The sequence below is a fragment of the Pseudonocardia bannensis genome, from assembly GCF_012911875.1.
GTDB classification, from domain to species: Bacteria; Actinomycetota; Actinomycetes; order Mycobacteriales; family Pseudonocardiaceae; genus Pseudonocardia; species Pseudonocardia bannensis.
This window is the reverse complement of the sequence record NZ_JAAXKZ010000009.1, coordinates 50,929-65,137: the sequence shown is the minus strand read 5'-3', so window position 1 is coordinate 65,137 and position 14,209 is coordinate 50,929. Positions and strand designations below refer to the sequence as shown.

The following is a 14,209-nucleotide window of genomic DNA, read 5'->3' as shown; positions in this document are numbered from 1 at the left end:
CGCCTACACCGTCCTCTCCACCTTCTGCCGGGGCTGGGCGACCTCCTCCCGGCTGGTGTCGCGGTCGAGGCCGAGCAGCCGGCGGAGCAGGCTCGGCCGGTGCCGCTGCGGCTGGTCACCGGAGCCCGCCGGCTCGCGGCCGGGCTCGCTCGCGGCGCCGGCCGCCGCGGTGTCACCGGCCGGAGGGCCACCGGTGGCCGTGTCAGTGGTGCCGCCGGCAGGGGTGCCGCCGGCAGGAGTACCGGTGGCCGGCGTGTCCTGGGCGGGATAGGGCATGTCGTAGTGCTGGTAGAGCCGTTGCTCCTCCGCGCCCGACAGTTCCCCGCCGGGCTGGATCGTCGGCGCGTCGCGGGTCTCGTGCCCGCTGACGGAGACCTGCAGGTCCGCACCGCGGGCTCGGGCATCGCGCAGCGGCACGAACGACTGTGCCGTTCCCCGCTCCCCGGGGACGACGAGGACCCACACGGCCTCGCCGCCGTCGCGGTCGCTGTAGAAGTCCTCGATGATGCCGATGACGACATCGTCCTGGTCGTAGAGCGGACGGCCCTGGTAGGCGGCCCATTCGGGAGGTTGCGTCATCGCGGTCTCCTGATGATCGGCTCGGCCGCCGGTGCGCTGGTCGGAGCGGCGGCAGTGCGGTGTGACACCACTGAGCCGTCCCAAACCCCTTTCGGCCCGATCCGTCGGACGGCGGCACCGGCGCAGATCACAGCAGTCAGTTCTGACTGCTAGAGCGCGTGGCCCCTAGTCTCCCGGTGGAACGGGGCACCGCCGCCCCGGCGGAGGGAGCGAGATGACGCAGTCCGACCCGGGGGCCCTGCAGGGCCGCACGATCATCATGTCGGGGGGTAGCCGCGGGATCGGCCTGGCCATCGCGGTGGCGGCAGGGCGGCACGGTGCGAACGTGGCCCTGCTGGCCAAGACCGACCAGCCCGACCCGCGGCTTCCCGGCACCGTGCACACCGCGGTCGAGGAGATCGAAGCCGCCGGGGGCAAGGCCGTCGCCGTCGTCGGCGACGTGCGCAAGGAGGAGGACGTCGCTCGCGCCGTGGCCACCGCGGCCGAGCACTTCGGCGGCATCGACATCGTGGTGAACAACGCCAGCGCGCTGAACACCGCGGGCACCGCCGACCTCACGCCCAAGCGCTACGACCTGATGCAGCAGATCAACTCGCGCGGCACGTTCCTGCTGACCAGCACCGCGCTGCCGCACCTGCGCGCGTCCGACCACGCCCGGATCCTGACGCTGTCCCCGCCGATCAACCTGGCCCCGCACTGGCTGGGCAGGTTCCCGGCGTACATGCTGTCGAAGTACGGCATGTCCCTGCTGACCCTGGGCTGGGCGGCCGAGTTCGCGGACGCGGGAATCGCGGCCAACTGCTTGTGGCCGCAGACCACCATCGCCACCGCCGCCGTGATCAACCTGCTGGGTGGCGAGCAGGCCGCGGCCCGGTCCCGCACCCCGGAGATCATGGCCGACGCGGCGGTCGCCGTGCTGTCCCGTCCGGCGCACGTGACCGGCCGGACCTTCATCGACATCGACGTGCTGGCGGAGGACGGGATCACCGACCTGTCGCCGTACGGTGGCGGCGACGACCCCGAGCTCGACTTCTTCGTGGACCCGTCATGAGCGGGGACGGCCCGGCGATCAGCCGCGACGGGCGGGTCCTGCGCTGCCGGATCGCCCGTGGCAGGCACGGGACGCTCGACGGTGAAGCGCTGGCCGAGGTCGGCCCCGCGCTCGCCGACCTCGCGGCCGCCGACCCGGCGGACCCCGACGGCGTCGGCGCGGTCCTGCTGACCAGCGACGGCGCGAGCTTCTGCACCGGCGGCGACGTCCGGGCGTTCGAGTCGGCGCCGGACCGGGGCGGCTACGTCCGCACGCTGGCCGACACGTTCCACGTGTTCGTGCAGGCGCTGGTGAACTGCCCGGTCCCCACCGTCGCCGGAGTCCCCGGCTGGGCGGCCGGCGCGGGGATGAGCATCGTCTGCGCGACGGATCTGGCCGTCGCCGGGCGGTCGACGAAGATCCGCCCGGCCTACCCGGGCATCGGGTTCTCCCCGGACGGTGGGATGAGCTGGACCCTGCCGCGCATCGTCGGTGCCGGCCGGGCCCGGCACATCCTGCTCACCGACCAGGTTCTCGACGCCGAGACCGCGTGTGCGGCGGGGATCTTCACCGCCGTCGTCGAGGACTCCGACGTCGTGGCCGAGGCCGCGCGGACGGCCTACCGGGTGGCCCAGGGGCCGACGGCGGCGCTGGGCCGGATCAAACGGCTGCTCGCCGCCACGTGGGACAATGATCTCGCCACCCAGCTCGACGCCGAGGCGGCGTCGATCTCGGCGAGCGCGGCGGGTCCGGAGGGTGCCGAGGGTCTGGCGGCGTTCGTGGGCAAGCGGGCGCCGCGGTTCCACGGCTGACGCCGCGGCGGATGCCAGGCCCCCGCTGCCGCGAGCGCGATCCGGCAGCGGTGGCCCGGCATCCGGCCTCTACGGCGTCACCACCGCGGACGACGGCGGTCGCGGCTTGTCCATGAACCGCCGGAACCACTTCATGCCGTACCGGTCGACCGCGGCCTTGATCAGCCCGAACACCGCGCCCTGCAGCGCCGCGGCGAACAACACCTCGCGGGTGCTGTAGTCCTCCGACAGTGGAGCCGGCGTCTCGTCCTCATCCGAGACCTGCTTCCAGATCAGCGCGAAGACCTGGCTCGCCAGGATCCCGCCGACCACCCCGGACAGCAGGCCGACCGGCTTGTAGGCGATCTTCAGCGGGCCGGTCATCTCGCCGTCACGAGCCTTCTTCTTCCCAACACCCATGACGGGCACGTACCCAACGGACTCTCGATCGACACGGTCCCGTGATCCGGCGGGCGCGGCGTGTTTGGCCGCCACCACGATCGGGATATCTGCCGGCATCGGGCTCTGAGTGGAACGGGGGGATGATGTGCGGTTCTGGGAGGCCACCGCCGTGAGCCGGTACGGCCCGGAAGAACACCGAGACGCACGCGACCGGACATGCGTCGACATCGGCGGCACCCGATCCCTGCGGTTGCGGCACCGGGCAGACCCTCGCGAGCTGACCCACATACGGGCGTCGATCAGCGACTGGGCCGAGGACATCGGCGTTCCGGCCGACGTCCTCGTCGACCTGCAGCTGGCGGTCGGAGAGGCCGCGGCGAACAGCATCGAACACGCCTACCGCGGGCGGGCGCCCGGGCTGCTCGAGATCGATCTCGAGGTGCGGCCCCGGGGCAGTACGAATCCTCATCCCGTGATCGCCGCCCGGGTCGCCGACCACGGGCGCTGGCGCCCGGCGCCGGTGGCCACCGGCTACCGCGGCCGCGGGCTGGCGCTCATCCACCAGCTCGCCGAGAACGTCGTCATCTCCGCGACCGGCGTGGGCACCCAGGCATGCTTCGAGATCGCGCTCGCCGGATAGCCGGCGGTTCGCCGGACCGATGATCGGGTACGTGGCACCCATGGCCGCCGTCCCCCGTCCCGCATCCCACGCGGGCCCCTCCGGACCGGACGAGGAGCGTCGCATGCTGACCCTGCGGATCTGGCTCGCCGCCGCGACGGCGGCGACGCTGGTCACGGCCGCCGGGTTCGCATTCTCCTGGGGGCTCCCTTTCTTCGGTGTCGTCCTCGCCGTCCTCGCGGTCTTCGCCCTCGTCGACATCACGTGGGTACTGCGCCGTCGGGGCGACCATCGGAACCGGTGACCCCCGGAACACGGCTCCGGACACACGAGAGCCCGGCGGCCGAATCGGCCACCGGGCCCCGGGAACGTAGCTGTGGAGCAGCGGGTCAGCGGCCCGGCCCGGTGATCGAGCCGCCGGTCACCAGCCGCCGCGCCGCGGTGGGGGCGTTGCGGATGGACCGCAGCCCGGGCAGGGCCACCGCCGAACGTTGCACCGGTCGGCGGAAACCGCGCACGGCCGGCCACGCCGGGGAAGGCGGCAGGACGGTGTCCAACGCGGTCGCGACCGGACCGCCCACGCTGGACCGCAGCAGCTCCCGGTACTCGTCGTACTCGGCCACGGCCGCGGCGATGTTGCCTTGCGCGAGGTGCGCCTCGATGAGCGCACGGCGGGCGCTCTCCCGGCTCGGTGCGGCCGCGACCGCGATCTGCGCGATCCTGATCGCGTCGTCGTGCCGGGCGGCGGCGATCAGCCGCAGGCTCAGCTCCTCGAGGGCGTACAGCCGCAACTGCCTGAACCGCTCACGCTCCACGGCGATCCACGACGAGGTCCAGGAGGGCAGGATGTCGGCACGCAGCAGGCCGACCTCGGACGGCCCGGGTGCAGGATGCTCGGGCAGTGCGCGGACCAGCGCCATCGCCTCGGCGAGATCGACCTGGACATCGGACCCCAGGGCCAGCTGGCCGTCGAGCTCGTCGGCGAGCAGACCCGGCACGCCGATCGCCTCGACGGCCTCGTCCAGCAGCCGGGATGCGGCATCGGAGGGGGTGCCCGGCCACAGATCGGCGGCCAGCGCGGCCCGGGGCTGCGGTCGGGGGTGCACCGCCAGGTAGGCGACCACTCGCCGGGCGTCCACGGCCAGCGGCACGGTGGTGCCGTCCCGGACGAGCGTGAAGGAGCCCAGCACCGTTACTCGATGCAGTGGCCCTGGCGTGCGAGATCGTCGCTGATCGTCAGGCATGGGTGTCCCCGCAGGTGGTGGATCGCTATTGACTCGTCAGCAAGCCTCATGGGCCCGAGTCCGCCAGCGAGTGTTCTCCGCCGCACACGGCTTGCCAAGGGGCTGTTTCGTCACTGTTCCGCCGCACGCACGGCTGACCGGGTGACGCTGTGTCGATATTAACTCACGAGGCTGCATGCATTCGGACGTGGGTGCCGTCGGCATTGCGCCAGACGTGGAGCACGTCGCACAACTGGCGTGCGATCCACACGCCGCGCCCACGGGGATCGGACGGGTGCGGCGCGCACAGCCCGGGCAGCGGCTCGGTCAGGTCGCCCCCGTCGTGCACCTCGCAGACCAGCCCCTCCTCGCAGATCCACAGTGCGATCTGCGCCTCGCTGGTGCCGTGTTCGACCGCGTTGGTCGCCACCTCGTTCACCGCGAGCACGATGTCCTCGATCCGGCTCTCTTCGAAGGATCCGGCCTCCGTGACCAGGTGCTCCACCGCGCGGCGCACCTCGTGGAGCTGCCACGCCGTGTAGGTGAGGGCCCGGTCCGGGGGACCGAGCAGCATCGGGGCGGCGGCGGGGGTGGAGCGCAGCACGTCACGCGGGCACCGGTGTTCGGGGTTGTGCCGGAGCTCGCCCCCGGCGAGCACGAGCGGGTGGTTGCGCCGCGCGCCGTCGAGGATCTCCAGGTGCAGTGGCAGCTCCGGGTAGAAGCAGATGAGGCTGACCGGGAGCTCGCCCATCGCCACGTTCACCGCCGCGTCCCACTCGGTCCAGTAGCGGCCGTCGAAGCCGTCGAGGCGGCTGTTGTGCTCCGAGACGACGGTGACGGGGACGGCGCCGGCGGTCAGTTCACGCAGCTCCCGGGCCCGGCGGGCCGCCATGGTCTGCCCGGACCCGCGCGTGACCGTGTCTGGTTCGGACAGCCCGATCAGACCGGCCGAGCCGCCGAGGGCGTCGTGCAGGGCCCGCTCGGTGGTCGGGCCGACGGCCAGGGCGACCGGCTCGCCCCGGTCCAGGGCCGCGGTGACCAGCGGCACCATCTGACCCACCAGATCGTCGGTGGACGAGTGGAACCCCACCGCGTGCCGCAGCCGGACCGGCGTCGCGACCCGGGTCGTCTCGACCCTCATCGCGCTTCCCGCAGCGGTTCCGTGCTGCCGAAGGCATCGACCAGCACGTCGTCGCGGGTGTCGGCGGTGATCACGAGGGGCAGACGGTCGCGTTCCGGTTCGAACTCCCGGACGGACAGCTGGGCGGCGAACGGGGCGCCGCAGCGGTCGAGCACCCGCACGATCCGGGGCCGTACCCCGGTCAGCACCAGCCGGTGCGTGCTGGGGAAGGCCTCCGCGGCGTGCACCAGGCTCACCGCTCCGGCCACGTCCATGAAGCGCAGGGACGCCAGGTTGAGCTCGATGTCCGTGGACGCGGAATGCGAGCGCAGGGCGTCGTCGAGGGTGGTCTCCAGCAACCGGGTGATCATCGGACGGTTGCTGTGGTCGACCTCGCCCGCCATCCGCGCGGTGGTGAGCCCGGTGCGGGTGATGCGCAGCAGGCCGTCGTCGTAGGCGCTCGGGGCGCTGAGTTCGTCCCGATGCACGTCGCGCATCTCCTCGATCTGCGCATCGGTGTAGCGGCGCCGGTCGTAGAGGCACAGCGCGATGGCCGGCCGGCCCCGGACGACGGCGTCCAGGCCGGCGTCGTACTCGGTCAGTCCGATGCCGACGGGGCGGGCGGCGCCGTAGCTCATCTGTCCGGTTATCCGCAATCCGGCGTATCCCTCGGCGACGGACGCCTCGATCCGCTCCGCGAACATCTGCTGGACCGCGGCGACCGGGGTGCGGAACACCTGCCGGGTCACATCGGACGGCACGATCGCCAGCTGACCGGTGCGCAACGGCTGCGCGAGCGGCACCCGGTCGTCGGCGAGCCTGCCGAGCACCGAGCTCGCGGTGCCGTCGTCGAAGTAGTAGACCTGCTCGTTGCGGGCGAGACCGGCGGCCACGAACTCGGCCGAGATCTCCCAGAGCTGCTCGTCGCTGACCGGGAACGCGCACACGTGATCGCCGGGTGTCATCTCCTCCGTCGATCTGACCACTGCGCACCCAACCGGAAGCTCTGTGTTACGCCGAACACCACTGTAGGGCGGTTTAGGCAATGAGCACCGCCGTCGAACGGCCTATCTCGCGCCGAAGCGCCGATCATTCGCGATGAACGGACGGTGTGCGCCGACGAGGGAGGTAGCGCGCACGGTGGATGTGCAAATCACCCGTCCGCCCGAGCATCTCGACCGCCGAACGGTCCAGCGAGCTCGGGGCGTTACCGGCGGTCGGTAGGGTCGCGGCCGGGAGGGCGGATGCGACGGATCGGGCTCGGTGCCGGGCCGCCGTACGGGCGGTTGCGCGGCGCCCGTCGGATGGCGCCGATCGCCCTGGCCACGCTGCTGCTCCTCGTGCTCGCCGCGCTGCCGCCGGCGCGGATCTCGGACCCGGTCCCGACGACGACGGCGACCGCCCCGGCGGAGCGGGAGCCCACCCCGTTCGCCGGCGTGGCGACACCGGTCCGGACGCTGGCCACGGCCCTGGGCGAGCGCAGCAAGCTGCGGTCGGTGCCGTCCCCCGAGCCCCGCGCGGTCGTGCTGCTGCCGCTGCTCGTGGTGCTCGCGGTCGCGGCCGTACCGGCCTGTCTGGTGCCCCTCGGGGTGGTGGCCGTCGCCCGCCCGGGCCACCGCGGTTCGTTCCGCGGTACCGCCCGCCGGGGCCGGGCGCCCCCGGTCGCGGCCGGCTTCTAACACCTCCGGCGGCGGTGCCCGATCACCCCGGTCGACTCCCTGACCGACGGTCGGTCCTCGTTCGATCGCCTTCTCCCAACACCGTGACGCCGGTCGCTCGCCGTTCGCCCGCTCCGAACCGGAGCCCCGCACCCCTCTGAGGAAACCCCTGTGTCACGCGAATCGCCGTGGCGTGCCGTCGCGTCCCGGGCACTGCTGTGCCTGCTCGTGCTCGGTGCCGCCGCCGCTGCCCTGTTCACCATCGACCCGCGCCTGGGTCTCGACCTCCGGGGCGGGACCCAGTTCACCCTGCAGGCCGGGGACGAGGCCAACCCGGCCACCGTCGAGGACACCGACGCGACGCTCGAGGTGCTGCGCGGACGGGTCGACAGCCTCGGTGTCGCCGAGCCGGTTCTGGTCCGCGCCGGCGACGACCGGATCGTCGTCGAGCTGCCCGGCGTCACCGATCCGGCCGAGGCGGCCGAGGTGCTCGGCCGCACCGCGCAGCTGACCATCCACCCCGTCCAGTCGGCGCGCCCGGACCCGGCGCTGATGCCGGGCTCGCCACCCCCGGCGGCGAACGAGCTGCCCGACGAGGCGGGGAACCTGCTGCAGCTCGCCCCGGCGGCGCTGACCGGCGCCGGCATCACCGACGCCACTCCGGGCCGGGACCCGATGGCCGGACCCGGCTCGTTCGTGGACATCACCTTCTCCTCCGATGCCGCGCCGACCTGGCAGCAGGTCACCGCGCAGGCCGCGTGTGCCGCGCCGGGGGACCCCGCCCGGCGGGTCGCGATCGTGCTGGACGGGACCGTCATCTCGTCCCCGGGGATGGTCGAGACGATCTCGTGCGGGGCCGGGATCCCGGGCGGCCGCACCCAGATCACCGGCCAGTTCTCCGCCGACGAGGCCCGTGAGCTGGCCATCCTGATCCGCGGCGGGTCGCTGCCGGTCCCGGTCGAGATCATCGAGCAGCGGACCGTCGGCCCGACGCTCGGCGCCGCCGCCATCGAGGCGAGCGTCCAGGCGGTCGCCCTCGGCGCGGCCGCCACCGGCGTGTTCCTGCTGATCATGTACAAGGCCGCCGGCGCGGTCGCGCTGCTCGCCCTGGCCGGCTACGGCCTGATCTCCGCGGCGGCGCTGCTCGGCCTCGGCGCCACCGTGACCCTGCCGGGCCTGGCGGGCTTCGTGCTGGCCGTCGGCATGGCGGTCGACGCGAACGTGCTCGTCTTCGAACGCGCCCGCGAGGACTGGGCCGCGCAACCGTCGACGAAGAAGGGCCGCGAGGGCCGGCTGCGCCGCGTCGTCGACGGCGGGTTCCGCGGGGCGTTCTCCGCGATCGCGGACGCGGGCGCCACCACCCTCATCGCCGCCGGGCTGCTGGTCTGGCTCGCCGCCGGACCGGTCCGCGGCTTCGGGGTCACACTGGCCGTCGGTGTCGTGGTGTCACTGTTCAGCGCCCTGGTGCTGACGGGCGTGCTGCTGCGCCTGCTGGTCACGTCGGGTCCGCTGTCGCGCCGTCCCCGCTGGTCGGGGCTCGACGGTCCGGGGCGGGTGCGGCGGGCGCTGAACGCGCGACCCGGGCTGCCGGACGCGCTGTACCGGCTGCCGGCCCGCTGGGTGGCGATCTCGGCGGCCGTGGCCGTGCTCGGCCTCGCCGGGCCGCTGGTGCGTGGACTGGACCTGGGCATCGAGTTCACCGGCGGGCGGCTGCTCTCCTACGAGCAGGTACCGGCCGATCTGGATCCGGAGCTCGTCCGCACGGCGCTGGCGGACGCGGGGGAGGACCGGGCCGTGGTCAGCCTGTCCGACGCGGGCCTCGACGTGCGCACACCACCGATCGACGAGGCCGAACGGGCCGGGATCGACGCGGCCGTGGCCGGGGTGCTGGGGGTCGCGGACATCACCGCGGTCCGCGACGAGCTGGTCGGGCCGAGCCTCGGCCGGGAACTGGCCCGGCAGGCTCTGCTCGCGCTGGCGCTGGCCATCGCGGCCCAGCTGGTCTACCTGGCCGTCCGGTTCGACTGGCGGCTCGGAGCCGCCACGGTGATGGCCCTGGTCGCGGACTCCGCGGTGCTGATCGGAGCCATGTCCTGGTTCGGCCGGCCGGTCGACGGGATCTTCCTGGCCGCCGCGCTGACCACGATCGGCTACTCGGTGAACGATTCGGTGGTGGTGTTCGACCGGGTCCGGGAGATGCGGGGGCAGCGGCGCACCGAACCGTTCGTCCGGGTCGCCGCAGCGGCGGTGATCCAGACGCTGCCGCGGACCGTCGCGACCGGTGCCGGTGTGGCGTTCGTGCTGGTCGCGCTGCTGCTCTTCGGTGGCGGGGCGCTGACCGACCTCGCCTTCGCGTTGCTCGTCGGCCTGATCGCCGGGACGCTGTCCACGATCACGCTGGCCGCGCCACTGGCCGTCCTGATCGACCGGCGGTGGCCCGGAGCCGGTCGGCCGAACCGCAAGCCGGCACGGGTGCGGGAGGGCAACGGCGCGGTGGTGTGACCGCCACACCGCGCCCACCGAGTCCGACCGGGCTGCTCGACGCCGGCTCGAGACCGGCTGATGTCGAACTCGGCGGTGGGCCGGTCGGACCGCTCAGGCCGGCTTGGCCGTCGTCAGCACGGTGAACCCCTCGCCCACGAGGCGACGGTCGACCGGCCCGGTCAGCCCGGCCCCGCGCAGCAGTTCCTCCTGCTCCTCGCGGGTCGGGAGCACGTTGCCCCAGAGCAGCTCCTCGAACCCGGTCATCAACGGGAACCGGTACTCCGGCTCGCGTGCCTGCTCCGGCGTCGAGGGGTAGGTCTCGTCCACGATCACGAGCCATCCGCCCGGGCGCAGCGCGGCCGCGGCCTCCGCCATCACCCCGGGGCGCAGGGCCGGGGCGATCTCGTGGAGCACCTCGACCAGCACCACGACGTCGACGCCGTCGGGCACGGCGTCGGCGACCCGGCCGGCGTGCACCGAGACCCGGTCGGCGTACCCCGCCGCGGCGACCTTCTCCGCGGCCGCGGCCAAGGAGTCGGAATCGATGTCCACCCCGACCAGGCGGGCCCCGGGGAACCGGCCGGCCATCGCGATGAGCAGGTTGCCGGTTCCGCAGCCGACCTCCAGCACGGTGCCACCGGCGTCGAGCACCTCGGCGACGCCCGGGAGCTTGGGCAGGATCCCGTGCGCGGTCATCGTCTGCAGTCCGCGGGTGGCCTCGGCGACCAGCCGCGCGAAACCGTCGCCGCGGCCCTGGAACGGCAGCACGGCGCCGGTCCGCATCGCGTCCGTGGTGGCCTCGAAGTCGCGGGTCGCGACCTCGGCGCCCAGCAGCACGTAGCCGGCGAGGTACCGCGGATCGGACGGGTCGGTGAGGATCGTGTCCAGGTGCGGCGCGAGCCGGTAGCCGGGAGCGCCGCCGCTCGGGCCGTCCGGCCGGTCGAGGTCGAGGACGGCGAACCCGTGCGCCGTGCGGCACCACGCCGCGGTGTAGGGCGGGTGCAGTGCGAGCCGGTCGGCCAGCTCCGCGGCCGTCAGCCCGGGGTGCGCGGCGAGGGTGTGCACGATCCCGCTGCGCAGCCCGATCGCCAGCAGCCAGGTGACGTCGAAACCCCGGCGCCAGCCGAAGATCCGGCCGACCTGCTGGTCGGCGCTGATCTCCGGGACGTGCTCGGCATGGTCGGTCATCAGGGCACCAGCGAGGGGACGATCGCCTCGATCAGGTGCGGACCCGGCTCGGCCTGGGCCCGGCGCAGCGCGTCCGCGAGTTCCTCGGCGGTGCTCGCCCGCACCGCCGGCACGCCCATGCCGGAGGCGATCTGCACGAAGTCGAGCCGGGGGCCGCCGAGGTCGAAGAGCGCCCGGGCCCGTTCGCCCGACTCGCTCGCCCCGACCTGCATCAGCTCCATCCGCAGGATCGCGTACGCGGAGTTGTTGTAGATCACCGTTGTGATGTCGAGCCCCTCGCGGGCGTGCGTCCACAGCGCGGAGATCGTGTACATCGCGCTGCCGTCGGCCTGCAGACACCACACCGGTCGGTCCGGGCAGGCGACGGCCGCGCCGGTGGCCGCGGGCAGCCCGTAGCCGATGGAGCCGCCCGTCAGGGTCAGCCAGTCGTGCCGCGGGGCTCCCGCGGTGGCACCGGGGAGACCGAGGCCGGAGGTGATCGCCTCGTCGACGACGATCGCGCCCTCGGGCAGCAGCGCCCCGACCACGGCGGCGGCGGTCTCCACGGTCAGCGGACCGGTGGGCAGCGCGGGCCGGGCGGCCGGTGCGAGCGGGGCCTCGGTGCCCGGTGCCACGAGGTCGGCGAGGGCCTCGAGCGCGGCGAGAGCAGCGCCCTCGCGAGCCGCCACCGGGTACACCTGGCAGCCCTCGGGCACCAGGTCGCTGGGCTTGTTCGGGTAGCCGAAGAACGTCACCGGCGGTCTCGCACCGGCCAGGACCAGGTGCTTGATCCCGCTGAGCTGGTGGATCGCCATGTCCGCCAGGTAGCCGAGCCGGTCCACCGCGGGGACCCCGGCGCCGCGTTCGAAGCGGGTCGGGAACGTCTCGGCCAGCAGCTTCGCCCCGGTCGCCGCGGCGATCCGGGCGGCGGCGACCAGGCCCGGCTCACGAGTGGCCTCCCCGCCGACGAGGACCAGGCAGGGCTCGCCGGACCCGAGAGCCTTCGCGGCGGCCTCGAGGGTGTCGGCGTCGAGGGTGCCGCGGCCGAGGGGATGCGGGGGCTCCGGGCACTCACCGGGCGCCGCGTCCCGCTCGGACCAGGAGACGTCGGCCGGCAGGATCAGGGTCGCGACCTGCCCGGGCGGGCCGGACGCGGCGGCAATCGCGGCGGCTGCGTCCGGGCCGACGTCGGCGGCGCTCGTACTGCGCCGCACCCAGCCGGACACGGCGCCGGCGATCGCGTCGATGTCGGATTCGAGCGGCGCGTCGTACTGCTTGTGGAACGTGGCGTGGTCACCCACGACGTTGACGACCGGCACCCCCGCCCGGCGGGCGTTGTGCAGATTGGCCAGGCCGTTGCCCAACCCCGGGCCGAGGTGCAGCAGGGTCGCGGCGGGCCGGCCGGCCATCCGCGCGTACCCGTCGGCCGCGCCCGTGGCCACCCCCTCGAACAGGGTCAGGACGCCGCGCATCCGTGGCACCGCGTCGAGCGCGGCCACGAAGTGCATCTCCGAGGTACCCGGGTTGGCGAAGCAGATGTCCACCCCGCCGCCGGTGAGCGTGCGGATCAGCGCCTGGGCTCCGTTCATGCTGCACTCCTTCGTCGTGCTCGTGAGTGGACGATGCCGTCAGAACGGCGTCATCCACTCACGGGGTCGAGCAGGACGCCGGGGTTGAGGATCCCGGCCGGGTCGAACGCCTGCTTGATGCGGCGCATCAGGTCGAGGGTCACCGGGTCGGTGAGCTCGGTGAAGTACCGCTTCTTGGTCCGGCCCACGCCGTGTTCGCCGGAGATCAGCCCGCCGAGCTTCATGCCCGCCTCGAACAGCTCGCGCAGCAGCCGGTAGCGCACGTCCGGGTCGGTCTCGAAGACCGACAGGTGCACGTTGCCGTCCCCGGCGTGCCCGCAACCGGCCACGAACGAGCCGTGCCGCTCGGCGATCTCCCGGGCCCGGCGCAGGAACTCCGGGATCGCCGCTCGCGGCACCACGACGTCGACGATGTCCTGGGCGCCGATCGCCTTCGCGGTCCAGAACGCCTTCTCCCGGGCGTCGACGAGACGGCGGGCGGCCGGCCCGGGCAGCACGTACGTGTCGACGGCGCCCAGCGACACCAGGTGCTCCCCGAGCCGCTCGGTGTCCTCCTCGAGCCGGTCGGGGGTGGCGTTCTCCAGCATCACCAGCAGGTAGGCCTGGGCGGACTCGCGGACCTGGTCCGGGACGCCCAGGTCGAGGTCCTGCGCGTGGGTGATCGCGCCCATGGTCAGCGCGTCGATGTACTCGAGGATCAGCGGGCCGATGCCGGAGGCGACGATCCGGGGCACGGCGGCCGCGACCTCGTCGACGCCGGTGAACGGGGCCAGCACGGTCGCCTGGTGCGGGTGGCGGGGGTAGAGCCGCAGGGTGGCCTCGGTGACGAGCGCGAGCGTGCCCTCGGAGCCGACGATCAACTGGGTGAGGTCGTAACCGGTGCTGGCCTTGGCGAGCTTGCCGCCGGTGCGCAGCACCTCGCCGGAGGGCAGCACGGCCTCCAGGCCCTGGACCTGCTGGCGGGTCACGCCGTAGCGGACCGCGCGCATCCCGCCCGCGTTGGTGGCGACGTTGCCGCCGAGGCTCGCGCCGTACTCCCCGGGGTAGACGGGATAGCTCAGGCCGTGCGCGGCCGTCGCCTCGTCGAGATCGGCCAGCGTGACGCCGGGCTGGACGACGGCGACGTGGTTCTCGGTGTCGATCTCGAGGATCCGGTTCATCCGCTCGAACGACACCACCAGACCGTCGGGACGAGGGATCGACGCGCCGGAGAGACCGGTCCCGGTGCCGCGTGCGGTGACGGGGAGTCGGTGCTCGGCGGCCAGCCGCAGGATCGCCGCCACCTCGGCGGTGCTGCCCGGGCGGACCACCGCGGCGGGGGGCTGGGCCGCGATGGACAGCGCCTCGTCGTGGGCGTAGTCCTCGGCGACGCTCGCGCCCGCCGCCACGTGGTCCGCCCCCACCACCGCGGCGAGCGCGTCGAGCACCGACGGATCGGTGGCCCGGCCGGCGGTGGAGCCGACCGCGGACCCGGCGGCTGATCCGACAGCGGACCCGGCGACCTCGGAACCAGCGGCTTCGCTCCCCATGCCGGGAACCTACCGTCG

14 protein-coding genes are annotated in these 14,209 nt (G+C 73.7%); 6 read left to right on the top strand and 8 right to left on the bottom strand.

Going from position 1 to position 14,209, the window contains the following annotated elements:
• Positions 1–3: 3 nt before the first annotated feature.
• The gene (locus HF519_RS04505) at positions 4–579 is read right to left on the bottom strand and encodes a PRC-barrel domain-containing protein (protein WP_169410349.1); all 576 of its coding nucleotides are present in this window, start codon (positions 577–579) and stop codon (positions 4–6) included.
• Positions 580–793: 214 nt separating this feature from the next.
• Between HF519_RS04505 and HF519_RS04500 the strand changes: the two genes are divergently transcribed.
• Both HF519_RS04500 and HF519_RS04495 read left to right on the top strand, forming a co-directional pair.
• On the top strand, positions 794–1,630 hold the full coding sequence (locus tag HF519_RS04500) for an SDR family oxidoreductase (protein WP_169410348.1): 837 nt from the start codon (positions 794–796) through the stop codon (positions 1,628–1,630).
• Positions 1,627–2,421 carry an enoyl-CoA hydratase/isomerase family protein gene (locus HF519_RS04495; RefSeq protein ID WP_169410347.1) on the top strand — a complete coding sequence of 265 codons (795 nt, stop codon included), beginning with the start codon at positions 1,627–1,629 and terminating at the stop codon, positions 2,419–2,421. The genes HF519_RS04500 and HF519_RS04495 overlap by 4 nt, the downstream gene beginning before the upstream one ends.
• 69 nt (positions 2,422–2,490) lie before the next feature.
• Here HF519_RS04495 and HF519_RS04490 read toward each other — a convergent pair whose 3' ends face one another.
• Positions 2,491–2,820, bottom strand: coding sequence for a DUF4235 domain-containing protein (locus tag HF519_RS04490; protein ID WP_246242423.1), 330 nt, complete (start codon positions 2,818–2,820; stop codon positions 2,491–2,493).
• Between the two features lie 232 nt (positions 2,821–3,052).
• On the opposite strand from HF519_RS04490, the gene HF519_RS04485 reads away from it, so the two are divergent.
• Positions 3,053–3,442, top strand: a complete 390-nt coding sequence (locus HF519_RS04485; RefSeq protein WP_211169530.1) for an ATP-binding protein — start codon at positions 3,053–3,055, stop codon at positions 3,440–3,442.
• Positions 3,443–3,545: 103 nt separating this feature from the next.
• Positions 3,546–3,725, top strand: a complete 180-nt coding sequence (locus HF519_RS04480) for a hypothetical protein (protein ID WP_169410345.1) — start codon at positions 3,546–3,548, stop codon at positions 3,723–3,725.
• Positions 3,726–3,810: 85 nt separating this feature from the next.
• Here HF519_RS04480 and HF519_RS04475 read toward each other — a convergent pair whose 3' ends face one another.
• The 3 genes from HF519_RS04475 to HF519_RS04465 form a co-directional block, all read right to left on the bottom strand.
• Positions 3,811–4,611 carry an AfsR/SARP family transcriptional regulator gene (locus HF519_RS04475; protein WP_169410344.1) on the bottom strand — a complete coding sequence of 267 codons (801 nt, stop codon included), beginning with the start codon at positions 4,609–4,611 and terminating at the stop codon, positions 3,811–3,813.
• A gap of 217 nt (positions 4,612–4,828) precedes the next feature.
• A complete protein-coding gene (locus HF519_RS04470) occupies positions 4,829–5,785 on the bottom strand; it encodes an ATP-binding protein (RefSeq protein ID WP_169410343.1) in 957 nt (318 codons plus the stop codon).
• Positions 5,782–6,729: an MEDS domain-containing protein gene (locus HF519_RS04465; protein ID WP_211169529.1), complete on the bottom strand. Its 948-nt coding sequence runs from the start codon at positions 6,727–6,729 to the stop codon at positions 5,782–5,784. Before HF519_RS04465 ends, HF519_RS04470 begins: the two co-directional genes overlap by 4 nt.
• Positions 6,730–7,008: 279 nt before the next feature.
• On the opposite strand from HF519_RS04465, the gene HF519_RS04460 reads away from it, so the two are divergent.
• Complete coding sequence (locus tag HF519_RS04460) at positions 7,009–7,443, top strand: hypothetical protein (protein ID WP_169410341.1); 435 nt, start codon at positions 7,009–7,011, stop codon at positions 7,441–7,443.
• A 150-nt stretch (positions 7,444–7,593) separates the two neighbouring features.
• Entirely contained in the window at positions 7,594–9,924 is a 2,331-nt protein-coding gene (gene secD / locus HF519_RS04455; protein ID WP_169410340.1) for a protein translocase subunit SecD, read from the top strand.
• Between the two features lie 93 nt (positions 9,925–10,017).
• On the opposite strand, the gene HF519_RS04450 is transcribed toward secD, so the two are convergent.
• The 3 genes from HF519_RS04450 to HF519_RS04440 are packed head-to-tail and all read right to left on the bottom strand — an operon-like array spanning position 10,018 to position 14,191.
• Positions 10,018–11,094: a class I SAM-dependent methyltransferase gene (locus tag HF519_RS04450; RefSeq protein WP_169410339.1), complete on the bottom strand. Its 1,077-nt coding sequence runs from the start codon at positions 11,092–11,094 to the stop codon at positions 10,018–10,020.
• On the bottom strand, positions 11,094–12,662 hold the full coding sequence (locus HF519_RS04445; RefSeq protein ID WP_169410338.1) for an acetolactate synthase large subunit: 1,569 nt from the start codon (positions 12,660–12,662) through the stop codon (positions 11,094–11,096). Before HF519_RS04445 ends, HF519_RS04450 begins: the two co-directional genes overlap by 1 nt.
• Positions 12,663–12,712: 50 nt before the next feature.
• The gene (locus HF519_RS04440; protein WP_169410337.1) at positions 12,713–14,191 is read right to left on the bottom strand and encodes an FAD-binding oxidoreductase; all 1,479 of its coding nucleotides are present in this window, start codon (positions 14,189–14,191) and stop codon (positions 12,713–12,715) included.
• Between the last annotated feature and the right edge of the window lie 18 nt (positions 14,192–14,209).

Coding starts and splice junctions, on each gene's coding strand:
- HF519_RS04440 (WP_169410337.1), bottom strand. CDS start 14,191: ATGGGGAGCGAAGCCGCTGGTTCCGAGGTCGCCGGGTCCGCTGTCGGA.
- HF519_RS04505 (WP_169410349.1), bottom strand. CDS start 579: ATGACGCAACCTCCCGAATGGGCCGCCTACCAGGGCCGTCCGCTCTAC.
- HF519_RS04445 (WP_169410338.1), bottom strand. CDS start 12,662: ATGAACGGAGCCCAGGCGCTGATCCGCACGCTCACCGGCGGCGGGGTG.
- HF519_RS04490 (WP_246242423.1), bottom strand. CDS start 2,820: ATGGGTGTTGGGAAGAAGAAGGCTCGTGACGGCGAGATGACCGGCCCG.
- HF519_RS04460 (WP_169410341.1), top strand. CDS start 7,009: ATGCGACGGATCGGGCTCGGTGCCGGGCCGCCGTACGGGCGGTTGCGC.
- HF519_RS04480 (WP_169410345.1), top strand. CDS start 3,546: ATGCTGACCCTGCGGATCTGGCTCGCCGCCGCGACGGCGGCGACGCTG.
- HF519_RS04450 (WP_169410339.1), bottom strand. CDS start 11,094: ATGACCGACCATGCCGAGCACGTCCCGGAGATCAGCGCCGACCAGCAG.
- HF519_RS04465 (WP_211169529.1), bottom strand. CDS start 6,729: ATGACACCCGGCGATCACGTGTGCGCGTTCCCGGTCAGCGACGAGCAG.
- HF519_RS04495 (WP_169410347.1), top strand. CDS start 1,627: ATGAGCGGGGACGGCCCGGCGATCAGCCGCGACGGGCGGGTCCTGCGC.
- HF519_RS04470 (WP_169410343.1), bottom strand. CDS start 5,785: ATGAGGGTCGAGACGACCCGGGTCGCGACGCCGGTCCGGCTGCGGCAC.
- HF519_RS04500 (WP_169410348.1), top strand. CDS start 794: ATGACGCAGTCCGACCCGGGGGCCCTGCAGGGCCGCACGATCATCATG.